A 24,612-nucleotide genomic window follows, 5' to 3' on the forward strand; every position below is an offset into this window, starting at 1 on the left:
GGCCCGACGGGGCCTACCGGAGGTCACACCCTTGGCTGCTGCGCCCAACGCATCCACCAACCCCAAGAACGGTCGCAACCACTCGCGACTCTCGTTCGCCAAGATCACGGACACCCTCACGGTTCCTGATCTGCTCGCACTCCAGACGGAGAGCTTCGACTGGCTCGTCGGCAACGACGTCTGGAAGGCCCGCCTCGCCGAAGGGCAGGAGCAGGGTCGTACCGACCTCGCACTGCACTCGGGGCTCGAGGAGATCTTCGAGGAGATCTCCCCGATCGAGGACCTCGGCGAGACCATGCAGCTCTCGTTCACCGCGCCGGAGCTCGAAGACCCGAAGTACTCGATCGACGACTGCAAGGAGCGCGGCAAGACCTACGCCGCTCCGCTGTACGTCAACGCCGAGTTCATGAACCACATGACGGGTGAGATCAAGACGCAGACGGTCTTCATGGGCGACTTCCCGCTCATGACCGAACGCGGCACGTTCATCATCAACGGCACCGAGCGCGTCGTCGTGTCGCAGCTCGTCCGTTCGCCCGGCGTGTACTTCGAGCGCCAGCAGGAGAAGACCTCCGACAAGGACATCTACTCGGCGCGGATCATCCCGTCGCGTGGTGCCTGGCTCGAGTTCGAGATCGACAAGCGCGACCAGGTGGGCGTGCGCATCGACCGCAAGCGCAAGCAGTCCGTGACCGTCTTCCTCAAGGCCCTCGGCCTGACGAGCGAAGAGATCATGGACGAGTTCCAGGGCTTCGCGTCGATCGAATCGACCCTCGAGAAGGACGCCGTCCTCACGAAGGAAGAGGCGCTCAAGGACATCTACCGCAAGCTCCGCCCGGGCGAGCAGGTCGCTGCCGAGGCCGCGCGTGCGCTCCTCGACAACTTCTACTTCAACCCGAAGCGCTACGACCTGGCGAAGGTCGGCCGCTACAAGGTCAACCGCAAGCTCGGCATGGACGCCCCGCTGTCCGACTCGGTGCTCACCGTCAAGGACATCGTCGCGACGATCAAGTACCTGGTGTCGCTGCACGCTGAGCGCACCACGATCGACGGCGTCCGTGACGGCGAGCCGGTGCAGCTGCGCCTCGACGTGGACGACATCGACCACTTCGGCAACCGTCGCATCCGCGCCGTCGGCGAGCTCATCCAGAACCAGGTCCGCACGGGTCTGTCCCGCATGGAGCGCGTCGTCCGCGAGCGCATGACCACGCAGGACATCGAGGCGATCACCCCCCAGACGCTCATCAACGTGCGTCCGGTCGTCGCCGCGATCAAGGAGTTCTTCGGAACGTCCCAGCTGTCGCAGTTCATGGACCAGAACAACCCGCTCGCGGGCCTGACGCACAAGCGTCGTCTCTCGGCCCTCGGCCCGGGTGGTCTGTCCCGTGAGCGTGCCGGCGTCGAGGTCCGTGACGTCCACCCGTCGCACTACGGCCGCATGTGCCCGATCGAGACCCCGGAAGGCCCGAACATCGGCCTGATCGGTTCGCTCGCGTCCTTCGGTCGGATCAACTCCTTCGGCTTCATCGAGACCCCGTACCGTCGCGTCGTCAACGGCGAGGTCACGAAGACCATCGACTACCTCACCGCTTCGGAAGAGGACGACTTCGTCGTCGCGCAGGCCAACGCCCCGCTGACGAACGACTTCCACTTCGCCGACGACAAGGTGCTCGTCCGCAAGAAGGGTGGCGAGGTCGAACTCGTCGCCAAGGACGAGGTCGACTACATGGACGTCTCCCCGCGCCAGATGGTGTCGGTCGCGACGTCGCTCATCCCGTTCCTCGAGCACGACGACGCGAACCGCGCCCTGATGGGTGCGAACATGCAGCGTCAGGCCGTCCCGCTGCTCCGTTCCGAGTCGCCGCTCGTCGGTACCGGTATGGAGGGCTACACGGCCATCGACGCCGGCGACGTCGTCACCGCCGACAAGGCCGGTGTCGTCTCCGAGGTCTCGGCCGACGCCGTCACCCTGCAGCTCGACGAGGGCGGCACGCAGACCTACTACCTGCGCAAGTTCGACCGCTCCAACCAGGGCACGAGCTACAACCACCGCGTCATCGTCTCCGCAGGCGAGCGCGTGGAGCAGGGCGAGGTCATCGCCGACGGTCCCGCGACGGAGAACGGCGAGCTCGCGCTCGGCAAGAACCTCCTCGTCGCGTTCATGCCGTGGGAGGGCTACAACTACGAGGACGCGATGATCCTGTCGCAGAACCTCATCAAGGACGACACGCTCTCCTCGATCCACATCGAGGAGTACGAGGTCGACGCCCGCGACACCAAGCTCGGCAAGGAGGAGATCACCCGTGACCTCCCCAACGTCAGCCCGGACCTGCTGGCCGACCTCGACGAGCGCGGCATCATCCGCATCGGTGCCGAGGTCCGCCCCGGCGACATCCTCGTCGGCAAGGTCACGCCGAAGGGCGAGACCGAGCTGAGCGCCGAGGAGCGTCTGCTCCGTGCCATCTTCAACGAGAAGTCGCGCGAAGTCCGCGACACCTCGCTCAAGGTGCCCCACGGTGAAGAGGGCACGATCATCGGCGTCAAGGTGTTCGACTCGCAGGACGGTGACGACGAACTCGGCTCTGGTGTCAACCAGCGCGTGGTCGTCTACATCGCCCAGAAGCGCAAGATCACCGCGGGTGACAAGCTCGCCGGTCGTCACGGCAACAAGGGCGTCATCTCGACCATCCTCCCGGTCGAGGACATGCCGTTCCTCGCCGACGGCACCCCCGTCGACATCGTCCTCAACCCGCTCGGCGTCCCCGGCCGCATGAACTTCGGCCAGGTGCTCGAGATCCACCTCGGGTGGCTCGCCAAGCAGGGCTGGAACGTCGAGGGCATCCAGGACTGGGCCGAGAACCTGCCGGAGGCAGCGCACAGCGCCGAGCCCGGCACCAAGGTCGCCACCCCGGTGTTCGACGGTGCGTACGAGCGCGAGATCGAGGGCCTCCTCGACTCGACCCTCCCGAACCGCGACGGCGAGCGCCTGATCGGCTCGTCCGGCAAGGCGCAGCTCTTCGACGGCCGCTCCGGCGAGCCGTTCCCGGAGCCCGTCTCGGTCGGCTACATGTACATCCTCAAGCTGCACCACCTGGTCGACGACAAGATCCACGCGCGTTCGACCGGTCCGTACTCGATGATCACGCAGCAGCCGCTGGGTGGTAAGGCGCAGTTCGGTGGACAGCGATTCGGTGAGATGGAGGTGTGGGCGCTCGAAGCGTACGGCGCCGCCTACGCCCTCCAGGAGCTCCTGACGATCAAGTCCGACGACATCCTCGGCCGCGTGAAGGTCTACGAGGCGATCGTCAAGGGCGAGAACATCCAGGAACCCGGCATCCCCGAGTCCTTCAAGGTCCTCATGAAGGAGATGCAGTCGCTCTGCCTGAACGTCGAGGTCCTCTCGGCCGACGGCCAGGCGGTCAGCCTGCGCGACAACGATGACGAGGTCTTCCGCGCTGCGGAGGAGCTGGGCATCAACATCTCCTCGCGGTTCGAGTCGTCCTCTGTCGACGACATCTGATCCCGCCCGTACATCGAAGCCTGAATCAGCAAGAGAGAAGAACATTGCTCGAAGCAACTTCCTTTGACGCCATTCGGATCGGCCTCGCGACCGCCGAGGACATCCGTCAGTGGTCGTACGGCGAGGTCAAGAAGCCGGAGACCATCAACTACCGCACCCTGAAGCCCGAGAAGGACGGTCTGTTCGGCGAGCAGATCTTCGGTCCTTCCCGCGACTGGGAGTGCGCCTGCGGCAAGTACAAGCGTGTCCGGTTCAAGGGCATCGTCTGCGAGCGCTGCGGCGTCGAGGTCACCAAGTCCTCGGTCCGTCGTGAGCGCATGGGCCACATCGAGCTCGCTGCCCCCGTCACGCACATCTGGTACTTCAAGGGCGTCCCGTCGCGCCTCGGGTACCTCCTCGACATGGCGCCGAAGGACCTCGAGAAGGTCATCTACTTCGCGGCGTACATGATCATCGACATCGATGAAGAGGGCCGTCACGCGGACATGCCGGGTCTCGAGAACGAGATGCGTCTCGAGATCAAGACCCTCGAGGGCCAGCGCGACTCGATCATCGCTGACCGCCTCAAGAAGCTCGAGGACGACCTCGCAGCCCTTGAGGAAGAGGGTGCGAAGGCCGACGTCAAGCGCCGCACCAAGGACACCGCCGAGAAGGAGATGTCCCAGGTCCGCAAGTCGTTCGACGAGGACATCACCCGTCTCGAGCGTGTGTGGGAGGACTTCCGCAACCTCAAGGTGGGCGACCTCAAGCCCGAGGACGCCGTCTTCCACGAGCTCCAGGACCGGTTCGGGATCTACTTCGACGCCTACATGGGCGCCGAGGCGATCAAGCTCCGGCTCGAGGCGTTCGACCTGGCCGCCGAGGCCGAGGCACTGCGTCTGCAGATCGCCGAGGGCAAGGGCCAGAAGAAGATCCGCGCGATCAAGCGTCTGCGCGTCGTCAGCTCCTTCCTCGCCACCGGCAACTCGCCGGCCGCGATGGTGCTCGGCGTCGTGCCGGTCATCCCGCCGGAGCTGCGCCCGATGGTGCAGCTCGACGGTGGCCGTTTCGCCACGTCGGACCTCAACGACCTCTACCGTCGTGTGATCAACCGCAACAACCGTCTCCGCCGCCTGCTCGACCTCGGTGCCCCCGAGATCATCGTGAACAACGAGAAGCGCATGCTGCAGGAAGCCGTTGACGCGCTGTTCGACAACGGTCGTCGTGGTCGTCCGGTCACGGGTACCGGCAACCGCGCCCTGAAGTCCCTGAGCGACATGCTCAAGGGCAAGCAGGGTCGTTTCCGCCAGAACCTGCTCGGCAAGCGTGTCGACTACTCGGGCCGTTCGGTCATCATCGTCGGCCCGCAGCTGAAGCTGCACCAGTGCGGTCTGCCCAAGCAGATGGCGCTCGAGCTCTTCAAGCCGTTCGTGATCAAGCGCCTCATCGACCTGTCGCACGCGCAGAACATCAAGTCGGCCAAGCGCATGGTCGAGCGTTCGCGTCCGCAGGTGTGGGACGTGCTCGAGGAGATCATCCGCGAGCGCCCCGTCCTGCTGAACCGTGCGCCGACGCTGCACCGTCTGGGCATCCAGGCGTTCGAGCCGCAGCTCGTCGAGGGCAAGGCCATCCAGCTCCACCCGCTCGTGTGTGCTGCGTTCAACGCGGACTTCGACGGTGACCAGATGGCCGTGCACCTGCCGCTGTCGGTCGAGGCCCAGGCCGAGGCCCGCATCCTGATGCTCGCCTCGAACAACATCCTGAAGCCGTCCGACGGCCGTCCGGTGACCCTGCCCGCACAGGACATGATCATCGGTCTGCACCACCTGACGACCGTCCGCGAGGGCGCCGTCGGTGAAGGCCGTGCGTTCTCCTCGGTCGCCGAGGCGATCCTGGCCAACGACCAGCACACGCTGCACCTCAACGCGATGGCGAAGATCCGCATGACGGGTGTCCACTTCGCCGAGGGTGAAGCTCCCGAGGGCTACGAGCAGGGCGACACCGTGCTGCTCGAGACGACCCTGGGCCGTGCGCTCTTCAACGAGACCCTGCCGGCGAACTACCCGTTCGTCCAGAAGGTCACCGACAAGGGCGTGCTCTCCGCGATCGTCAACGACCTCGCCGAGCGCTACTCCAAGACCGAGACGGCCGCTGCGCTGGACCGGATCAAGGACGCCGGCTTCTACTGGGGCACCCGCTCCGGTGTGACCGTCGCCCTGTCGGACGTCGTGACGCCTCCTCGCAAGAAGGAGATCATCGCGGGCTACGAGATCCAGGCCGCCAAGGTGCAGGGCGAGTTCGACAAGGGTCTGATCACCGACTCCGAGCGTCGCGCCGACCTGATCAAGATCTGGACCGAGGCCACGAACGAGATCGCGCAGGAGATGCGCGACAACTTCCCGGTCGACAACACCATCAACCGCATGGTGTCGTCCGGTGCTCGTGGTAACTGGCTCCAGGTCCGAAACATCGCCGGTATGCGTGGTCTGGTGAACAACCCGAAGGGCGAGATCATCGCCCGCCCGATCATCAACTCGTACCGCGAGGGCCTGACCGTGGCGGAGTACTTCATCGCCACCCACGGTGCTCGTAAGGGTCTTGCCGACACCGCGCTCCGTACCGCGGACTCCGGGTACCTCACCCGTCGTCTCGTGGACGTCTCGCAGGACGTCATCATCCGCGAGGACGACTGCGGCACGACGCGTGGCCTCGAGCTGCCGATCGCGACCGTGGACGCCGACGGCAAGCTCGTCCGCGACCCGCGCGTCGAGAACACCGTGTACTCCCGCACCCTGGCCACCGAGGCCGTGGACGCACAGGGCACGGTCGTGGCAGAGGCTCGCGAGGACGTCGGTGACGTGCTCCTCGAGAAGCTGCTGGCAGCCGGTGTCGAGAGCATCAAGGTGCGCTCGGTCCTGACCTGCGAGTCGGCCGTCGGTGTCTGCGCGAAGTGCTACGGCCGTTCGCTCGCCACCGGCAACCTGGTCGACATCGGTGAGGCAGTCGGCATCATCGCCGCGCAGTCCATCGGTGAGCCCGGTACCCAGCTGACGATGCGTACCTTCCACACGGGTGGTTCGGCCTCGGCCGACGACATCACCCAGGGTCTGCCGCGTGTCACGGAGCTCTTCGAGGCGCGTACCCCCAAGGGCGCGTCCCCGATCGCCGAGGCCCCCGGCCGCGTCGTGGTCGAGGACACGGACAAGGGTCGTCGGATCATCCTCACGCCGGACAACGGCGACGAGCCGTTCATCTACCCGGTGCTCAAGCGTGCGACGCTCCTCATCGAGGACAACCAGCACGTCGAGCTCGGCGAGCAGTTCATCGCCGGCACCGTCGACCCGAAGGAAGTCCTCCGGGTCAAGGGTGTCCGAGAGGTCCAGAAGCACCTGGTCAACGGTGTGCAGGACGTCTACGGCTCGCAGGGTGTGCCGATCCACGACAAGCACATCGAGGTCATCGTCCGCCAGATGCTCCGCAAGGTCACCGTCGTCGACCACGGCGACACCGACCTGCTTCCGGGTGAGCTCGTCGACCGGTCGCGCTACAACGCGCTGAACCGTGCGGCGCTGCAGGAGGGTCGCAAGACCGCCTCGGCTCGCCAGGAGGTCATGGGCATCACGAAGGCGTCCCTCGCGACCGAGTCGTGGCTGTCCGCCGCTTCCTTCCAGGAGACCACCCGCGTGCTCACGCAGGCGGCCATGGAGGGCAAGCAGGACCACCTCGTCGGCCTCAAGGAGAACGTCATCATCGGTAAGCTCATCCCCGCCGGGACGGGCCTCAGCCGGTACCGTGACGTGGACGTGAACGCGACCGAAGAGGCGAAGGCGGAGCGGTACCCCAACCGCATCTTCGCTGACGACTCGTCGTTCTCGGACGCCGACCTGAGCTTCGTCGACTTCGACAGCTTCTCGTCGGACGACTTCACGCCGGGCACGTACAACTGAGCCTGATGTGATCCCACGAAGGCCCCGTCTCCGCAAGGAGGCGGGGCCTTCGTCGTGTCGTCACCCCGTGACGGCCTGGAGGCGCGGTGCGGGGCCGCCACGGGCCTCCCGTCCGCCGTGGGGTCGCGGCTAGAGCGCGCGGCCCGCGCCGTTGTCGCGGCCGGAACCGCGTCCGGTCTCGTCGACCAGCGAGAACAGGCTCAGCACGTTGCCGTCGGGGTCGCGGACGTCGAACCAGTCGACCGCTCCGTCGACGCACTCGACGGGGCCGATGTCGATGCCGAGCGCGCCGATGCGTGCGTGCTGCGCGGCGACGTCGTCGACGCCGAATCGGACGCTGACCGGGTTCTCCTCGGCCTGTTCGTCGACGTAGAGCTGGATCCAGATGCCGCCGACCTCGTACTCGGCGACGCCGTCCTCGGGCTCGAGGTCCGGCTCGGTGCGCTCGAAGACCGCGCCGTACCAGAGGCAGGACGCCTCGATGTCGCTGACGGGCAACCCCACGGTCACGCTCGTGATGTCCATGACTCATCATGTGCCCGGGTGGGGGCGCGCGTCGAGAGGGATTCCGCGGTGCCGCGCTGTCCGGCCCGCGTCGGACGGCGGCGTCGTTCCTCCACAGCCCCGTGTGAAGCCGACGTTCTCCACGGACTGCTCGCCATGGCTCCGGGAGCGGCGCGGGGTCCGGGAGGCTGGCGGACATGCACCCTCCGATGGCCACCGCGAACCGGCCGAGGCGTCCCCCGGACCGGGGCCGAACCGGTCGTGGACCCCAGTTCTGGGTGCAGCCGGACCCCCTCCGCCCCCTCTTTCTGGGACTGCGGTCGGCGAGGGCCCCAGAAGTAGCGTGGTCGGGCGCCACATCCCTGGTGGCGCATCACCCGACGACGTCTCGCCGTGCGCGAGTCCAAGGAGGCACGGGACTCATGGCGACCCTGTCCGAGATCCTCATCCTGAACGGCGCCCTGCCCATCGAGCACCTCGATGCGATGACGGGTGACGAGGACCTCGACGAGCGCGCCATCCGTGGCCTGGTCGACCAGGGCGTCGTGAGCGAGGCCCAGTTCATCACCGCCCGGGCCGCGTCGAACAACTCACGCACCGTCCCGCTGAGCGACTACCCCGTCGACGGCACCGCGGTGTCGATCCTGCCGGCGGCCCTGTGCCGGCGCCACGGTGTGCTCGGCGTCGGGTTCGAGGGCGACCTGCTCATCCTCGCGATGGTGAACCCCACGAACGTGCTCGCCATCGACGACGCCCGGACGGCGTCCGGTCGCGCGATCAAGCCGCTGCAGGTGGAGGAGCGTGACCTCGTCGCTGCCCTCGACCGGTACCTGCGCGCCGATGACGAGCTGAACGACCTGACGTCGTCGCTCGAGGAAGAAGCGTCGACGACCTCGAAGGCACAGGTCGACATCGCCGACGGTGCCCTCGACGACGTCCCGATCGTCCGGTTCGTGAACCTGCTGGTGTCGCAGGCCATCCAGGACCACGCGTCCGACATCCACATCGAGCCCGGCGAGCACGAGGTCCGGATCCGGTACCGCATCGACGGCGTGCTGCACGAGATGGCGCCCGCGCCGAAGAACATCCAGAACGGCGTGATCAGCCGCCTGAAGATCATGAGCGACATCGACATCGCCGAGCGTCGCAAGCCGCAGGACGGCCGCATGTCCGTGCGGCACGGCGGCCGGCAGATCGACCTCCGCGTCGCGACGCTGCCCACCGTGTGGGGCGAGAAGGTCGTCATGCGGATCCTCGACAACACGAACACCTCGCTGACCCTCAAGGACCTCAACCTCCTCGAGCAGAACTTCCAGGCGTACCAGCGGTCCTACTCGAAGCCGTACGGCATGATCCTGGTCACCGGTCCCACCGGTTCGGGCAAGTCGACGACGCTGTACACGACCCTCAACGCCGTGGCGAAGCCCGAGATCAACGTCATCACGGTGGAGGACCCGGTCGAGTACCGGATGGCCGGCATCAACCAGGTGCAGGTCAACCCGAAGGCCGGCCTGACGTTCGCCTCCGCGCTCCGCTCGATCCTCCGCTCCGACCCCGACGTCGTGCTGCTCGGTGAGATCCGCGACCACGAGACCGCCCAGATCGCGATCGAGGCGTCGCTGACCGGGCACCTCGTGCTCTCGACCCTGCACACCAACGACGCCCCGTCGGCCGTGACCCGTCTGACCGAGATGGACATCGAGCCGTTCCTGGTCGGGTCCGCCCTCGACTCCGTCGTCGCCCAGCGACTCGCCCGCCGGCTGTGCGACCGGTGCAAGGCGCCCGCCGTGTACGAGATCGAGCAGCTCCGGGCGCTCGGGTTCCTGGCCCCCGGCGACGAGATGCCCGCGTTCTTCGCCCCGGTCGGCTGCGCCGTCTGCTCGAACACCGGGTACCGCGGCCGCATCGCCCTGCACGAGGTCATGACCGTGACCGAGGAGATCGAGCGGCTCGCCGTCGGTCGTGCCTCGAGCGCGGAGATCAGCCGCGTCGCCCAGCAGCAGGGCATGCTCACGCTCCGCCAGGACGGCTTCGAGAAGGTCAAGCTCGGCATGACGAGCGTCGACGAGATCCTGCGCGTCGTCGCGTGACCGGGGAACAGGACGAGCAGATGACCGACTCCGTGTACGACATCACCATGCCCGGCGACGAGCCCGTCGCCGGATGGCACCCCGGCACCCCGGGCGCCGAGGTCGGCTCCCGCCGTGCCGCGCGTCTGGCCGCGGCAGCCGCTACCCCGCCCGAGCAGGTCTACGACCTGACGGACGACTCGGCGGTGTGGCCCACGCCCACCGGCACGGCCGTGGCCAGTCCCGTTGCCGGTCCCGTGGGTGGTCCGGTCGCTGCGCCCGTGGCGCAGTCCGCCACCGCTCCGGCGACGCCGCCCGCCGCGGTGCCGTCGTCGACCGCCACCTACGGGTACGCCGAGCCGGCGACCCAGCAGCTGCCGGCCATCGCCTACAGCGGCGCGCACCACGCCACACCGGCTGAGCCTGCTCCGACCCCGACCCCGGCCCTCGCCGCGGCGTCGGCCGGTGACATCGACTTCGCCCGGCACGCACGCGAGGTCGCCGACCCCGACCTCATCACCGCACTTGCGCAGGTCGTCTACCAGGGGGCCTCCGACCTGCACGTCACGGCCGACGCCCCGCCCACCGTCCGCGTCGACGGCTCGCTCCGGCCGGCCGTGCCCGGAGGCGCGTGGTCGCGTGGCAAGGTCATCGCGGCACTCAGGACGCTGCTGTCCGTCGAACAGGCCGGGCAGTTCGACCACGACCAGGAGCTCGACTTCGCGTACTCGCTGTCGCCGGAGTACCGCTTCCGCGTGAACTACTACCAGCAGCGCGGCAACTGGGGCGCCGCGTTCCGCATCATCCCCACCCGGATCAAGACGCTCAAGCAGCTCGGCATCCCCGCGCACGTCGGTGACTTCGCCGGCCTGCCCCGTGGCCTGGTCCTCGTCACCGGCCCGACCGGCTCGGGCAAGTCGACCACCCTCGCGGCGCTCATCGACCTGGTCAACGAGAGCCGTGCCGACCACATCGTCACGGTCGAGGACCCGATCGAGTTCATGCACGACCACAAGCGGTCGATCATCAACCAGCGCGAGGTCGGCGCCGACACCCACTCCTTCGCCTCGGCGCTCAAGCACGTGCTGCGGCAGGACCCCGACGTCATCCTGATCGGTGAGCTCCGCGACCTCGAGACCATCTCCGTCGCGCTCACCGCCGCCGAGACCGGTCACCTGGTGTTCGCCACCCTGCACACGCAGAGCGCACCGGGCACGATCGACCGCGTCATCGACGTCTTCCCACCGCACCAGCAGGGGCAGATCCGCACCCAGCTCGCGGCCACCCTGCAGGGCGTCGTCTGCCAGACCCTCGTCCCGAAGGCCAACGGCGTCGGCCGCGTCGTCGCCACCGAGATCATGACGATCACCCCGGCCATCGGCAACCTCATCCGCGAGGGCAAGACCTACCAGATCACCTCCGCCATGCAGGCCGGACGTGACCTCGGCATGCACACCATGGACCAGGACCTCGCCGAACTGGTCAACGTCGGCACCATCTCGCGCAAGGCCGCGATGGAGAAGGTGCACGACGAAGAGGGCTTCGACCGGCTCGTCCAGCGCGTCGAGTCCCCGTCCGACTCCTCGGCCGCCGCGATCGCCGCCAGCGGCATCGACTTCGGCGACAAGTTCTCCGGAGGCTACTGATGTCACTCGCGTTCGACTACCGCGGGCGTGACGGCGCCGGCAAGCTCGTCAAGGGCCGCCTCGACGCCGCGTCCGAGGGGGCCGTCGTCCAGCGCCTCCGGGGCATGGGCGTCTCACCGATCGCCGTCACCGAGGCGAAGGCCGGCACCGGGCTCCAGACCGAGATCAAGATCCCCGGGTTCGAGAAGGGCGTCGGCCTCAAGGACCTCGCGATCATGTCGCGGCAGGCCTCGACGATGCTCACCTCGGGGCTCTCGCTCCTGCGGACCCTGACGATCCTGTCCGACCAGACCGAGAACAAGAAGCTCAAGGACATCCTCGGCAAGGTCCGTGACGACGTCGAGCGCGGCGTCTCGTTCTCCGACGCCGTCGCGAAGTACCCGGTCGACTTCCCGCCGATCATGATCAACATGATCCGTGCGGGGGAGACCGGCGGGTTCCTCGACCAGGCCATGGACTCCATCGCGACGAACTTCGAGAAGGAGCACAAGCTCCGCTCGACGATCAAGTCGGCGATGACCTACCCGGTGGTCGTGCTCGTGATGTCACTGGTGGCGGTCGCCATCATGCTCATCTTCATCGTCCCGATCTTCCAGGACATGTTCTCTTCGCTCGGCGGAACGCTCCCGCTGCCGACGCAGATCCTCGTCTCCCTCTCGCACGCCATGCGGTACGTCGCGATCCCGCTCGCGATCGTCGTCGTGCTGGCGTGGCTCTGGTGGCGAGCGAACAAGAACACCGAACGCGTCCGAGCGTTCATCGATCCGATCACCCTGAAACTGCCGGTCTTCGGCCCGCTGCAGAAGAAGATCGTCATTGCTCGGTTCGCTCGCAACTTCTCGAACATGATCGGCGCCGGTGTTCCCATTCTGCAGGCATTGCGGATCGTCGGGGAAGTGTCGAACAACTTCGTCGTGAAGCACGCGCTCGACAATGTCGCAGAGGCCGTGCGGAAAGGTGAATCAATCGCGGTGCCGCTCGCCGCACAATCGGTTTTCCCGGCAATGGTGACGCAGATGGTCGCGGTCGGTGAAGACGCCGGTTCCCTCGAGATCATGCTCGAGAAGATCGCGGTGTTCTACGACGCCGAGGTCGAGGCGACCACCGACGCCCTCACCTCGCTGATCGAGCCGCTGCTCATCGCGTTCCTTGGCGTTGTGGTGGGCGGGATGATCATCGCGCTCTACATGCCGATCTTCCAGATCACCAACGTCGTGCAGAACGCTTCCTAGTCATTCCACCCCCATGCGGGGGCATTGTCGATATCGACCCTCCCCCGCACTGGGGGTGTTTTGTGCCCAGCATGGCCCCCGTTCTCGGGATTGGCCGCTCGATGTGCCCCCAATACGCTGATCTGCGGCGGCCGAGCAAGCCCCGAACTCATTTCCCCGACATTCCCCGCAGAATGGAAACAACCATGTACTTCGCTCTCATGGGCAAGCTCGACGCTCGCCGCAAGGGTCTCCTGAAGGACGGCGAGAAGGGCTTCACGCTCATCGAGCTCCTCGTCGTCGTCATCATCATCGGCATCCTCGCCGCGATCGCCATCCCGGTGTACATCGGCGTGCAGAACAACGCGAAGGACTCGGCAGTCAAGTCCGACGTCACCAACGCGAAGACCGCCGTCGTGAGCATCGCGACGAACGGGGACGGAACGTTCCCCGTCACTGCGACGGACATCACCACCGCTGACTACAAGAAGGCTGGCACGACGGTCGGAGACGACACCACGCTGGTCTACACGGCCAACGCCGACAAGACCGCCTTCTGCATCCAGGGCACGAGCACGGCGACGAAGAAGACCTTCGGTGCCACCGATTCCACCGGCGTGGCAGAGGGCAAGTGCTCCGCTGGCGTATTCACGAAGAAGACCCCGTAACACGACAGTCGGGGCGGACGCTGACCCGTGGGTCGCCGTCCGCCCTGATGCACTTCCACTGCAGCAAGAAGGGACGCCATGATCTCGCGCATCGCCGAGCGACTGCGTTCCGCACGCGACAACGAGGACGGCTTCACGATCATCGAGGTGATGGTCGCGATGACGATCTTCGCCCTGATCGCAGCCGGCATCGCCGCCGGCATCACCGCTTCGCTCGTGCTCTCGAAGGACACCCGTGCTCGAGAGGTCGCGTCGACGATCGCGATGGAGGACATCGACGGCCTCCGCGACCTCCCGAGCATCTTCGACATCAAGAGCGGTACCGATTCGCCGAAGGTCGGTAACCAGACCTTCGCCCTCACGCGCAAGGTGTCGTGGACCCGGTCCTCGGGAAGCGCGACGGCCTGCGGCACCGGCGAAGGCGTGCTGTCCTACAAAGCCGTCACCGTCACGGTCAGCTGGAAGACGAGTGCATCGTCGTCGGGCTCGCAGCAGGTCACCATGTCGAGCGCCATCGCTCCGCTGACGAACATCAACTCGGACAGCACGGGTTCGATCCTGATCGGGGTCACGAACGCGAACGGCGTCGGGGTTTCCGGGATCATCCCGACGGTCACCGGCCCGGACGGGGTCACCATGCCCGCGACCGATGACGAGGGGTGCACCTACGTCTCCGGAGTCGATCCCGGCACGTACTCGGTGAAGATCGCTCGGAGCGGCTACGTCGACTCGAACCAGCAGGTCAGCCCGTCATCGCAGACGATCACCGTCGCTGCGGGCGCCTCCGGGGCTGCGGCGTTCAGCTTCGACATGGCAGCGAAGTACACGTTCACGTACACGTCCACCCCGGACGTGGGCGCGATGCTCCCCACCAACATGCCGACGACGCTCATCAACCCGACCTCCGGCACCACCCAACTGCCGAACACCGCCGGGTCGGCGTCGCTGTTCCCGTACGGGAGCTACCGGGTGGTCGCCGGGTCGTACGTCGTCGACGCGTCGGGTACCTCGTCGTCGACCTGTCTCAGCCCGGAGCCGGGGTCCTGGACGACCCCGAATGCGAAGTTGAAGGTCGGGACACCCTCGGAGCCCTTGAACAACAAGGCGACGATCACCGTGCAGATGGGGGCGGTCAAGCTCTCGGGTCTGACGGCGGGCAAGTTCCTGACCGCGAAGACGACGACGCCCGTGAACGGCGACCCGGGCTGTGCCGCAGGGATGACCCTGCAGTTCCCGAAGCTCGCAGCGGGCACTGCGTCGATCGCGTTGCCGTGGGGGACCTGGAAGATCTACTCCGGGGACACGGCCGGATCCACGACGAACGCCCTCGCCCTCACGAACGAGAACGCCGCGATGGTCACGAACGGCGCCGTCCGGAGTGGTGCCGTGATGGTCGATCCCAGGCCGGTCAGCTGATGCGGGCGATCATCCGTCGTCTCCACTCGGAGCAACGGGGCATCACGCTCGTCGAGCTCCTCGTGGCGATGCTCGTCACGTCACTGCTGCTCACGTTGGTCGGGAGCTTCTTCGTCTCGATGATCAAGGCCCAGCGGACGGTCTCGTCGGTCAACGACAGCACGCGGCAGGGCACGACCTCCATGACGCAGGTGAGCCGGTACCTGCGTGAAGCGTCCCGCGTGCAGCTGACGAAGACGACGAACCTGGCGGCGTTCGAGAGTGCGACGGCGACGAGCATGCGGTTCTACTCCGGCGTCGACCTCTCAACGTCCCGGGCCGGGCTCACCAAGGTCACGATCGACACGCAGGGCACGAAGCTCCGCATGCAGCTCCAGCGCGGCGACTGCCCGGCGAACGGGTACTGCACGTTCACCGGCACGACGAAGACCATCGTGCTGGCCGACGTCATCCGGACGAACGCCGGCAGCCCCCTGTTCAGCTACCGGAACGCCGCCGATGGCGTCGTCACCCCGACAGCCGCAACCCTCGACTCGATCCGCTCGGTCGACGTGGCCCTCACGGTCGGATCCGTGACGGGGACGACCGCGAACGACACCACCTTCGAAGCGAACATCAACCTGCGCAACCTCGACTACGGCGCAGCGACGGAGTCATGATGCTCATCCGACTTGTCCGTGCCCTCCGCAGCCGTGACGACGAACGTGGCGTGGCGCTCGCCGCGGTCATCGGCCTCGGCGCGGTGCTCATGATCGTGCTCTCGCTGGTGGTCGCGACCGCGACGAGTGGCGCGACGAAGGCGTCGAACGACGACGACTACAACAAGGCGATGGCTGCGGCGTACGCCGGCCTGTCGGACTACCAGGGACGCCTCGCGGCGGACAACGCGTACGTGAGGTACGGGGTGCGGACCCCGTTCTCAGGCGAGAGCACGTACTCCACCGACACTGCGAACAAGGCCTTCGGAACAACCGTGGGCGGGACGTGGGCACCGGTCGTGGGGAGCACTGATCAGTTCTACCGGTACGAGGTCGACAACTCCGCCTACGCGAACACCGGCAAGGTCCGCCTCCGCGTCACCGGCAAGGCGGACGCCGCGACCCGGACACTCGTCGTCGACCTGCGCGGTGACGGCTTCGTGAACTACCTGTGGTTCACGAACTACGAGTCGCAGGACCCCAGCCTCACCGGTGAGACCGCGACGACGTCAACGGGCGCTGCGACGACGACGCGGTGTACCTCGGCGCACCGCAACGACAGCAACTGGAACTACTACACCAGCTGCGACGCGGTGCAGTTCGGAGCGGGCGACACGCTCGACGGCCCCGTCCGGACGAACGACGTCATCACCGCCTGCGGTGCGACGTTCAACCGGGCCGTGTACGACACCGGAGCAGCCGACTTCTTCTACACGAGCAAGGAGACGAAGGTCGACTCGTCGTGCCGGACCTCGACGAAGTTCAACGGCGGTCGGATCGAGACCAGGGGCACCCTCCCGATGCCGAGCACGAACGCGAACATGAAGCAGGAGGCACGGACGGACATCCCCGACAAGGTCGCGAAGCCCGGCTGCATCTACACCGGGCCGACGTCGATCACCTTCCTGTCCGGCGGCAAGATGCGCGTCGTCTCACCGTGGACGAAGAAGACCCAGCTCTCCGGCGCCGCGAACGGCACGATCATCGGCGGCAGCACGAACGACGCACTCTGTGGATCGGTCTCGGCGCTGACGGGTGCGGGGGCGGTCATCCCGACCCTGCCGTCGAACCTGGTCTTCGTGCAGACGGTCCCCAGCGCAAGCGGAGATCCCAACTACTGGGCGCCCAACACGACACCACCCCCGGGCGGAACCGTGAACGGGACCGTGAACGCCGGTTCGCCGGTCTACTGCCAGCAGAACGTGAAGGACGCCAGCGGCAAGACCACCTCTGACTACGGGAACGGACTCGGCTACCCGAAGAGCAACGAGTTCACCGGCAGCCTCGGTGACTCCGGGTACTACGGATGCCGGAACGGCGACGTCTTCGTGTCGGGTTCGTTCGGAGGGCAGATGACGCTGGCCGCCGAGAACTTCGTCTACGTGACCGGGAGCATCGTCTACCAGAACGGGCGTGGCTCGGACGACATGCTCGGCCTCGTGGGGCAGCGAGCAGTGTCCGTCTACAACCCCATCTCGTGCTCCTCCGGGACGAGCAGCGCGTGCTCCACTTCGTCGGGTTCGTCCGCCAACCTCGCCCCGACCCGGAACATCGAGATCGATGCCGCCATCGCGAGCAACCTCGGCACCTTCAACGTGCAGAACAGTGCGTTCGGGTCGAACCTCGGGATCCTGACGATCTACGGTTCGATCGCGCAGCAGTTCCGCGGCTCGGTGCGGACCTCCTACGGTTCGTACCTCACCGGGTACGCGAAGGCGTACTCGTACGACAGCAGACTCAAGTCCTCGGCCCCGCCCAAGTTCCTGCAGCCGGTCTCGACCACGTACGGCGTGACGACCGAGACCGAGTCGGCCACGGCCTTCCGCGCCGACGGCACTCCGACGGGGAAGTGACCGTGGCGTCCTTGGCCTCGGTGGCGCCCCTCGTCGCCGCGCTGGTCGGCGTGCTCGGTCTCGCGATCGGGTCGTTCCTGAACGTCGTCGTCTACCGCGTGCCCGCGGGCATGTCCGTCGTCGCGCCGGCCAGCTCCTGCCCCCGATGCGGTCACGAGATCCGAGGTCGCGACAACGTGCCCGTGATCTCCTGGCTCGTCCTGCGCGCCCGGTGCCGCGACTGCGGCGCGCCCATCTCGGCCCGGTACCCGCTCGTCGAAGCCGCCACGGGCCTCCTGTTCGTCGCGGTGACGCTGCTCTCGGTACTCGCACCGTGGTCGCCGCTGGCGGCGCCGGACGGCGTCCCCGGAACGATCCACGCTGCGATCCTGCTCGTCGCACTCCTGTACCTGATGGCGATCAGCATCTCGTTGACGCTCATCGACCTCGACACCCACACGTTGCCGAACCGGATCGTGCTGCCGGCCTACATCGTGCTGCCGGTGCTCCTGCTGGCGGCGTCGGCGGCGTCCGGCGACTGGGGCGCCGCGCTCCGGGGGCTCATCGGCCTGGTCGTCCTCGGCGGCGTCTACCTCGTGCTCGCGCTGGCGGTGCCCGGCGGGATGGGGCTCGGCGACGTGAAGCTCGCCGGCGTGCTCGGCCTCGTGCTGGCGTACCTCGGATGGGGACCCCTCGCAGTGGGTTCTTTCGCGGCGTTCCTGCTCGGAGGTACCTTCGCAGTCGTCCTCCTGGTCGTGCGCCGGGCGGGCCGTCGCAGCGGGATCCCGTTCGGCCCCTGGATGCTCGCGGGTGTGTGGCTCGGCATCGCCGTCGGTGCCCTCGCCTGGGACGGCTACCTGCGCCTCCTCGGACTCGCCTGACGCCTCGCCGCGCGCTGACCCACCAGACCGACCCGAAGACGGTCACGGAAGGACCACCCATGTCGAAGAGCATCGTGGGCGTCGACATCGGCGCCGCCGCGATCCGTGCTGTCGAGGTCCAGGACGCCGACAAGCCGAGACCGACGATCCTGCGATTCGCCGAGGTGCCCGTGCCCCCGGGCGCGACGAAGCAGGGGGAGGTGCTCGAGCCGAACACCGTCGCGGGTGCGCTCCGACAGCTCTGGTCGCTCGGGCGCTTCCGCTCGAAGGACGTCGTGCTCGGCATGGGCAACCAGCGGGTGCTGTCGCGCGACCTGACGGTCCCGAAAGCCCCCATCGCGCAGATCCGCGAATCGTTGCCCTTCCAGGTGCAGGACATGCTCCCGGTGCCCGTGGGCGACGCCATCCTCGACTTCTACCCGACCAGCGAGGAGACGGGGGAGAACGGCCCCACCGTGAGCGGTCTCCTCGTCGCCGCCGTGAAGGACGCCGTGCTCGCCAACGTCCGCGCGGTCCAGAACGCCGGGCTCAAGCCGGTCGGTGTCGACCTCATCCCGTTCGCCCTGGCACGTGTCCTCGCGCCGGCGAACAGGCCGGGCACCGTGGCCATCGTCGAGTGTGGCGGCAACACGACGACCGTCGTCATCGTCACCGACGGCGTCCCGAAGTTCGTCCGCATCGTGCCGACCGGCGGCGATGACATCACGCGGCTCCTCGCCGGCCGGCTGACGATCGACGAGGGAGCGGCCGAAGCCGTCAAGCGCCACCTGGGCATGGATCCCGAGCGGGCGCGGACCGGCGACGACGCGCTCGCGGTCGCGGCGGTCCGCGAGACGATGGGCGAACTACTGTCGAGTCTCCGCAACACCGTCAACTACTTCGTCAACACCCACCCTGCCGAGCCCGTCGGCGAGATCCTGCTCTGCGGCGCTGCAGCTGCGCTCCCCGGTTTCGCCGCGGCGCTCTCGGAGTTCACCCGGACGCCCGTCCGGTTCGGGGCACCGTTCGCGAACGTCGCGCTCGCGAAGTCGATCCGGGTCGAGGACCTGCACGCGCACGGCGCATCGATCGCGGTGGCATGGGGACTCGCCGCGGGAGGGAAGGCAGCATGAGCCAGTCGACCAAGTCGAAGCCCTCGCGCTCTGGGCGGAGTCGCCGTCGAGGAGCAGCGCCCGACCCGGCCCTGCGAGTCGCCGCCGAGACCGCGGAGCGCGTCAGGCGTCAGCGTCGGACCACCCCCAGCGAGATCGTCGTCGGGGGCCGCCCCAGCGTCGACCTCCTGCCCACCGAGGTCCTCGCCGACCGACGCAGCAGCCGTGTCGTCCGTCGGATGTGGGCGGGCGTGGTCCTCGTGGCGATCGTGGTCGGGATCGCGACCGCCGGAGCCAGCCTCCTGTCCAGCCAGGCCCACGACGACCTGACCCACGCGCAGGACGAGACCCTGTCGCTCCTGCAGCAGCAGGCGAACTACCGCGAGGTCCGGGACACGGAGGCCGGTACCGCGCTGCGTGAAGCCGCGCAGTCGGTCGGCGGGGCCACGGAGATCGCCTGGCAGCCGTACCTCGCTTCGCTGAAGGCATCGCTCCCGGCGGGAGTCGAGATCACCGGCGTCGCGATCGACTCGGCCACGCCGCTGGAGACCTACGCGCAGGCCGACACTCCGCTCCAGGGGCAGCGTGTCGCGACCCTGACCATCGACGCGCAGAGCCCGACGCTGCCGTCCGTTCCATCGTGGCTCGATGCCGTCAAGGGGCTCAAGGGCTTCGTCGACGCGACCGCGAACTCGGTCACGCTCGACCCGACGACGGGCACGTACACGGTGAACATGACGATCCACGTCGACCAGGCCGCCTTCGACGGCAAGTACCAGGACAAGGGCGAGTGAGATGACCCGCAACCGACTCAACATGCTCCTCGCCGTCGTGGCGATGGTCGTGGTGGCACTCGCCGGGTTCTTCCTCGGCGTGCAGCCACATCTCGCACAGGCCGCGAGTGACCGTACCGACCAGGTGTCGGTGGACGCGACGAACCGGACGACGGCGGCGGAACTCGCCCGGCTCAAGGACCGCGCGAAGTCCCTGCCGGCGATGAAGGCGGAACTCGCGGAGCTCACCACCTCGGTGCCGTCGAGTGCGAACATGTCCTCCTTCTACGGCGCAGTCGACGGCGTGGCAGCCCGGGCGGGCGTGAAGGTGTCCGCGATCACGACGTCCGACGCTGTGGCGTACACCGCCCCCGTCGCGGCCTCGACTGCCGCGGGCACCGAGGGCTCGTCGGCCTCCGCGACGGACGAGGCGACGCCCGAGCCGACAGCGGCATCCACCGGCGCTGCGACGGGGCCGGTGACCGACCCGGCGATCTCGGCCGCGAACTTCTCGGCCATCCCCGTCTCCGTGTCGGTCGACGGGTCGTTCGACCAGGCCCTGTCCTTCGTCGGGGGCATGCAGGACGGCGCTCGACTCTTCCTGGTCACCACGGTGTCGTCCTCCATCTCGCAGGACTCGACCGACCCGGCCGCGGCGGCTGCGACGACGTGGACGTTCGGTGGCTACGTGTACGTCCTGACCGCCGACTCGGACACGGCCGCGAAGGGCTGACCCGACCCCCACGGACCGGGGTCGTCCGCGCCACGCCGACCCCACTTCCGCGACACCCGTCGTTGTGATTACGATGCACCAGACGCCGTGATCGCGGCTGCTCATCCCCTCTCGAACGGTCGGCTCGAACCGGCCGTTCCTCGTCGTGCCCGGAGTCGCGCGTGTTGGTCGGAATCGTGGAATTCCTGGGTTGGTTCGGTGCAGTAACCGTTTTAGCTGGTTACATCTTGTTCTCCACCGGCAAGATCCCGAACGGCCCGCTCTACCAGCTGTTCAACCTCGTCGGCGGCCTCGCGGTGGCCATCAACGTCGCCGCGCACCACGCTGTCCCCTCGACCATCGTCAACGGGATCTGGGCGATCGTCGCCGTCGTCGTCCTGGTGAAGATGGGCCGAGCGCGCCGCGCGGCGAAGCGCGACGGATCTGTGTCCACCGAGCCGCCGGTCCTGCACGCTGAACCGGCCGCGACCACGGGGGTGCTGCCGGTCATCGGCCCGGCGCTGCGTGACCACGAGCCGGAGGGCACCGCCGAGGCGGACGCCGCCACGGGCCTCCAGTCCGACGTCCCGACGGACGCGGCGGACGAGACGGACGCGGCGGACGCGACGGACGAGACGGCCGCGACGATGCCGGATTCCGTGCCCGCCCCCATGACGGAGACCGTCCCGATCATCACGGCGACGATCGCGCTCGCCCTGGTCGCCGCAGCGCAGGAGCAGTCCGACCGGGCGGACCGTCGCGAGCACGCGGACGACACGGACCACGCCGAACCCGCTCGCTGACCAGCCGGTCGGCGATACGATCGGCCCATGTCCCGATGGTTGATCGCGACGATGACGTCCGTCCTCTTCATCGCGCTCGTGATCGCCGTCACGGGCTTCGAAGCCCTGCTCGCCGACGTCGAGGTCATCTCGCAGCCCGACGCCACCCCGTACCTCGGGCCCGCGATGGTGGTCGGTGGCGCGGTGGTGGTGTTCCTCGCGACCGCGGCCGGCGTGCGCGACGGCAACCCGGGGGTCACGGCCCTGGTGGCCGCGGCCACGGTCTACCTGGTCATGCTCGGCGTCGGAGCCGTGGGCTACGCGCTCGTCCGTTCGGACGCGACGGAGCTCCTCGTCTTCCCCGCGGGGTACGCCCTCGGGCCGTTCGTGGTCGGGTCCGTCGTGGTGGCGCTCCTGTCGGTGCTCGGCGGGATCACGATGGCTCGCCACCAGGCACGGACCGATGGCGGCTCGGGCGCGGCCGGGGCGGCACGTCTGGACGGGCCTGACGAGCGCTCCGGGCCCAACCGGACGAACGCGGGCGAGGAACCCGCCGGACGGTAGTGTTCGCAGGGCACGACGCACACGCAACGGGGGAACGATGAGCGACCAGCACGCGCAGGATCCGGACCAGCAGGGCGGCTGGGGTGCCGTCCCGCCGGTGGCCTCGATCCGTGGGGACGGAACGTCCGGGGCAACGGCCCAGGGGTTCGGTCCGGGTCCCGGCGGAGGAGCCCCCGGATTCCCCGGGATGCCCGGGCCGGTGCCGCAGCGTCCTCGCCGGAAGCTCCGCCGCGGTCAGCTCATCGGCATCATCTCGGGCGGCACGGCGGTCGTCCTGCTGCTCGTCGCCGGTGTCGTCGGGTACTCGGTCGGTTCCTCTTCGCACTCAGCGGACCGCCCGGTGCGGGCGTTCCTCGACGACCTGACGGCCGGACGCGTGGCCGACGCCCTCGACGACGCGGGCATCGAACGCGAGAAGACCGACGTGCTGCTCGGCGAAGCCGCCTACGCGAAGGCATCGGACAAGGTCACCGGCTACCGCGTCGCCGCGACGCGGACGGACGGCGACACCGCGACGGTCCGCGCGTACCTGCGCCAGGGCGGGCAGGACGTCGCTGCGACCTTCACGCTGGACAAGACCGGGACGGACTGGGGTGTGTTCCCGATCTGGGAGCTGCAGGCCCCCGAGCTCGGATCGGTCGCCGTCGCCGTGCGGGGGCCGTCCGGTGCGTCGGTCACCGTCGCCGGCCGGAACGTGGAGACCGCGAAGGACGGCACGGTGAGCCTCCGCGCGCTGCCCGGCACGTACGACGTCGCCTTCGACGGCGGCAAGTGGACCACGGCCCGTGGGGGATCGGCGAGCGTCAGCGGGTTCGGTCGGTCGACCTCGACCCCGGTGCAGATGACCACGACCCTGACCACCGCCGGGCAGCAGGCCGCCAAGCGGGCGGTGGACGACTGGGTGGACGGCTGCATCGCCTCCACCGACGCCGCCCCCGCCGGGTGCAGCTTCTACGCGTACGGGCAGAACCCCGCGTACACGTACTCGAACCAGAAGTGGACGCTCGAGACGCGGCCGACGGTCCGGGTCGGCAGCTGGACGACGAACGGCTGGTTGATCACGACGACGGCGCCCGGCCGGGCGAAGTACACGGCCGACATCTCGGGTGCTGCCGGCACCGGAACGGCCTCCGCGGGGCCGCTCAACGTGAACGCGAGCGGGTACGTCACGGGCTTCTCGAGCGACGGCGCCACGTTCCGCTCGGCAGTGGGCAACGGGTCGTCCGACACCGGCTCATGACGGTGTCGGTTCCCGGGGTGACCCGGATTGATTTCGTCCCGTTACGCGGGTAGTCTCTACCGGGTGTGCGCCCTCGGGCGCGCCCGAAAAGTCCGGCGAGCGGGATCGCCCAGCCGGACCACTCCGTCCCCCACTCGAACACCCGCCGTCCGGCGGTGCTCAGCGTGGGACGAGGAAGCCGGCGGAACGCGCCGGCCAGAGAGCACGAGCGAAGAACCAGGAGAACAGTTGCCTACTATTCAGCAGCTGGTTCGCAAGGGTCGTACGCCGAAGGTCACCAAGACCAAGGCGCCCGCCCTGAAGGCGAACCCCCAGCAGCGTGGTGTGTGCACCCGCGTCTACACCACCACCCCCAAGAAGCCGAACTCGGCACTGCGCAAGGTCGCTCGTGTCAAGCTCTCGAACGGCACCGAGGTCACGGCCTACATCCCCGGTGAGGGCCACAACCTCCAGGAGCACTCGATGGTGCTCGTCCGCGGCGGTCGTGTGAAGGACCTCCCGGGTGTGCGGTACAAGATCATCCGTGGCGCCCTGGACACCCAGGCAGTCAAGAACCGTAAGCAGGCTCGTAGCCGCTACGGCGCGAAGAAGGGTTGAGTTAGATGCCTCGTAAGGGTCCCGCCCCCAAGCGTCCCGTCGTCGCCGACCCGGTCTACGGTGCGCCGATCGTCAGCCAGCTCGTCAACAAGATCCTGCTCGACGGCAAGAAGGGCCTCGCCGAGCGCATCGTCTACGGTGCACTCGAGGGCGTTTCCGCCAAGAACCAGCAGGACGCCGTCGTGACGCTGAAGAAGGCGCTCGACAACGTCCGTCCGACCCTCGAGGTCCGTAGCCGCCGCGTCGGTGGCTCGACCTACCAGGTCCCGGTCGAGGTCAAGCCGCACCGCGCGAACACCCTCGCGCTCCGTTGGCTCACCTCGTACGCCAAGGCCCGTCGCGAGAAGACGATGACCGAGCGTCTCATGAACGAGATCCTCGACGCGTCGAACGGTCTCGGTGCCGCGGTCAAGCGCCGCGAGGACACGCACAAGATGGCCGAGTCGAACAAGGCCTTCGCCCACTACCGCTGGTAGTCCCGG

Annotated in this window: 19 protein-coding genes; 18 read left to right on the plus strand and 1 reads right to left on the minus strand. The window is 68.0% G+C overall.

Annotated features, from left to right (window positions below; genetic code table 11):
• Window positions 1-31 precede the first annotated feature (31 nt).
• Entirely contained in the window at window positions 32-3,520 is a 3,489-nt protein-coding gene (gene rpoB, locus DEJ09_RS04115) for a DNA-directed RNA polymerase subunit beta (protein ID WP_071406174.1), read from the plus strand.
• A 44-nt stretch (window positions 3,521-3,564) separates the two neighbouring features.
• Window positions 3,565-7,446 carry a DNA-directed RNA polymerase subunit beta' gene (gene rpoC, locus DEJ09_RS04120; RefSeq protein ID WP_110863230.1) on the plus strand — a complete coding sequence of 1,294 codons (3,882 nt, stop codon included), beginning with the start codon at window positions 3,565-3,567 and terminating at the stop codon, window positions 7,444-7,446.
• A gap of 129 nt (window positions 7,447-7,575) precedes the next feature.
• On the opposite strand, the gene DEJ09_RS04125 is transcribed toward rpoC, so the two are convergent.
• Window positions 7,576-7,971, minus strand: a complete 396-nt coding sequence (locus DEJ09_RS04125) for a VOC family protein (protein ID WP_071245506.1) — start codon at window positions 7,969-7,971, stop codon at window positions 7,576-7,578.
• Window positions 7,972-8,372: 401 nt separating this feature from the next.
• Between DEJ09_RS04125 and DEJ09_RS04130 the strand changes: the two genes are divergently transcribed.
• From DEJ09_RS04130 to rpsG, 16 genes are all read left to right on the plus strand, one after another.
• A complete protein-coding gene (locus DEJ09_RS04130) occupies window positions 8,373-10,040 on the plus strand; it encodes a GspE/PulE family protein (protein ID WP_027466747.1) in 1,668 nt (555 codons plus the stop codon).
• 20 nt (window positions 10,041-10,060) lie between these two features.
• Window positions 10,061-11,665 carry a type IV pilus twitching motility protein PilT gene (locus tag DEJ09_RS04135; protein WP_309146927.1) on the plus strand — a complete coding sequence of 535 codons (1,605 nt, stop codon included), beginning with the start codon at window positions 10,061-10,063 and terminating at the stop codon, window positions 11,663-11,665.
• The gene (locus tag DEJ09_RS04140; protein WP_111087732.1) at window positions 11,665-12,897 is read left to right on the plus strand and encodes a type II secretion system F family protein; all 1,233 of its coding nucleotides are present in this window, start codon (window positions 11,665-11,667) and stop codon (window positions 12,895-12,897) included. Before DEJ09_RS04135 ends, DEJ09_RS04140 begins: the two co-directional genes overlap by 1 nt.
• A 185-nt stretch (window positions 12,898-13,082) precedes the next feature.
• On the plus strand, window positions 13,083-13,544 hold the full coding sequence (locus tag DEJ09_RS18455) for a type II secretion system protein (RefSeq protein WP_111087733.1): 462 nt from the start codon (window positions 13,083-13,085) through the stop codon (window positions 13,542-13,544).
• A 78-nt stretch (window positions 13,545-13,622) separates the two neighbouring features.
• Window positions 13,623-14,960, plus strand: coding sequence for a prepilin-type N-terminal cleavage/methylation domain-containing protein (locus tag DEJ09_RS04150; RefSeq protein ID WP_111087734.1), 1,338 nt, complete (start codon window positions 13,623-13,625; stop codon window positions 14,958-14,960).
• A complete protein-coding gene (locus DEJ09_RS04155; protein ID WP_111032237.1) occupies window positions 14,960-15,619 on the plus strand; it encodes a PilW family protein in 660 nt (219 codons plus the stop codon). The genes DEJ09_RS04150 and DEJ09_RS04155 overlap by 1 nt, the downstream gene beginning before the upstream one ends.
• Complete coding sequence (locus DEJ09_RS04160; protein WP_111032238.1) at window positions 15,619-17,511, plus strand: hypothetical protein; 1,893 nt, start codon at window positions 15,619-15,621, stop codon at window positions 17,509-17,511. Before DEJ09_RS04155 ends, DEJ09_RS04160 begins: the two co-directional genes overlap by 1 nt.
• Window positions 17,508-18,371 carry a prepilin peptidase gene (locus tag DEJ09_RS04165; RefSeq protein ID WP_375537949.1) on the plus strand — a complete coding sequence of 288 codons (864 nt, stop codon included), beginning with the start codon at window positions 17,508-17,510 and terminating at the stop codon, window positions 18,369-18,371. The genes DEJ09_RS04160 and DEJ09_RS04165 overlap by 4 nt, the downstream gene beginning before the upstream one ends.
• 59 nt (window positions 18,372-18,430) lie before the next feature.
• Window positions 18,431-19,483, plus strand: a complete 1,053-nt coding sequence (pilM, locus tag DEJ09_RS04170) for a type IV pilus assembly protein PilM (protein ID WP_111046462.1) — start codon at window positions 18,431-18,433, stop codon at window positions 19,481-19,483.
• On the plus strand, window positions 19,480-20,256 hold the full coding sequence (locus DEJ09_RS04175) for a hypothetical protein (protein ID WP_111087735.1): 777 nt from the start codon (window positions 19,480-19,482) through the stop codon (window positions 20,254-20,256). Before pilM ends, DEJ09_RS04175 begins: the two co-directional genes overlap by 4 nt.
• Before the next feature lies 1 nt (window position 20,257).
• Window positions 20,258-20,968, plus strand: a complete 711-nt coding sequence (locus DEJ09_RS04180; protein WP_111087736.1) for a hypothetical protein — start codon at window positions 20,258-20,260, stop codon at window positions 20,966-20,968.
• Between the two features lie 227 nt (window positions 20,969-21,195).
• The gene (locus DEJ09_RS04185; protein WP_111087737.1) at window positions 21,196-21,750 is read left to right on the plus strand and encodes a hypothetical protein; all 555 of its coding nucleotides are present in this window, start codon (window positions 21,196-21,198) and stop codon (window positions 21,748-21,750) included.
• A gap of 27 nt (window positions 21,751-21,777) precedes the next feature.
• A complete protein-coding gene (locus tag DEJ09_RS04190) occupies window positions 21,778-22,293 on the plus strand; it encodes a DUF6121 family protein (protein WP_111087738.1) in 516 nt (171 codons plus the stop codon).
• A 37-nt stretch (window positions 22,294-22,330) separates the two neighbouring features.
• On the plus strand, window positions 22,331-23,533 hold the full coding sequence (locus DEJ09_RS04195; protein WP_146245666.1) for a hypothetical protein: 1,203 nt from the start codon (window positions 22,331-22,333) through the stop codon (window positions 23,531-23,533).
• Window positions 23,534-23,761: 228 nt separating this feature from the next.
• Window positions 23,762-24,130 (plus strand): 30S ribosomal protein S12, encoded by a 369-nt coding sequence (rpsL, locus tag DEJ09_RS04200; RefSeq protein WP_017885540.1) that lies wholly within the window; start codon window positions 23,762-23,764, stop codon window positions 24,128-24,130.
• Between the two features lie 5 nt (window positions 24,131-24,135).
• Window positions 24,136-24,606 (plus strand): 30S ribosomal protein S7, encoded by a 471-nt coding sequence (gene rpsG, locus DEJ09_RS04205; RefSeq protein WP_017885539.1) that lies wholly within the window; start codon window positions 24,136-24,138, stop codon window positions 24,604-24,606.
• The last annotated feature ends 6 nt before the right edge of the window (window positions 24,607-24,612 follow it).

This window comes from Curtobacterium sp. MCLR17_055 (assembly GCF_003234305.1).
In the GTDB taxonomy this organism is placed as follows: Bacteria; Actinomycetota; Actinomycetes; order Actinomycetales; family Microbacteriaceae; genus Curtobacterium; species Curtobacterium flaccumfaciens.

Excerpts from the sequence above, each read along its gene's own strand:
- DEJ09_RS04195 (WP_146245666.1), top strand. The coding sequence starts at position 22,331 with ATGAGCGACCAGCACGCGCAGGATCCGGACCAGCAGGGCGGCTGGGGT.
- DEJ09_RS04180 (WP_111087736.1), top strand. The coding sequence starts at position 20,258 with ATGACCCGCAACCGACTCAACATGCTCCTCGCCGTCGTGGCGATGGTC.
- DEJ09_RS04140 (WP_111087732.1), top strand. The coding sequence starts at position 11,665 with ATGTCACTCGCGTTCGACTACCGCGGGCGTGACGGCGCCGGCAAGCTC.
- DEJ09_RS04160 (WP_111032238.1), top strand. The coding sequence starts at position 15,619 with ATGCTCATCCGACTTGTCCGTGCCCTCCGCAGCCGTGACGACGAACGT.
- DEJ09_RS04155 (WP_111032237.1), top strand. The coding sequence starts at position 14,960 with ATGCGGGCGATCATCCGTCGTCTCCACTCGGAGCAACGGGGCATCACG.
- DEJ09_RS04190 (WP_111087738.1), top strand. The coding sequence starts at position 21,778 with ATGTCCCGATGGTTGATCGCGACGATGACGTCCGTCCTCTTCATCGCG.
- DEJ09_RS04125 (WP_071245506.1), bottom strand. The coding sequence starts at position 7,971 with ATGGACATCACGAGCGTGACCGTGGGGTTGCCCGTCAGCGACATCGAG.
- DEJ09_RS04135 (WP_309146927.1), top strand. The coding sequence starts at position 10,061 with ATGACCGACTCCGTGTACGACATCACCATGCCCGGCGACGAGCCCGTC.
- pilM (WP_111046462.1), top strand. The coding sequence starts at position 18,431 with ATGTCGAAGAGCATCGTGGGCGTCGACATCGGCGCCGCCGCGATCCGT.
- DEJ09_RS18455 (WP_111087733.1), top strand. The coding sequence starts at position 13,083 with ATGTACTTCGCTCTCATGGGCAAGCTCGACGCTCGCCGCAAGGGTCTC.
- rpsG (WP_017885539.1), top strand. The coding sequence starts at position 24,136 with ATGCCTCGTAAGGGTCCCGCCCCCAAGCGTCCCGTCGTCGCCGACCCG.
- DEJ09_RS04150 (WP_111087734.1), top strand. The coding sequence starts at position 13,623 with ATGATCTCGCGCATCGCCGAGCGACTGCGTTCCGCACGCGACAACGAG.
- DEJ09_RS04175 (WP_111087735.1), top strand. The coding sequence starts at position 19,480 with ATGAGCCAGTCGACCAAGTCGAAGCCCTCGCGCTCTGGGCGGAGTCGC.
- DEJ09_RS04130 (WP_027466747.1), top strand. The coding sequence starts at position 8,373 with ATGGCGACCCTGTCCGAGATCCTCATCCTGAACGGCGCCCTGCCCATC.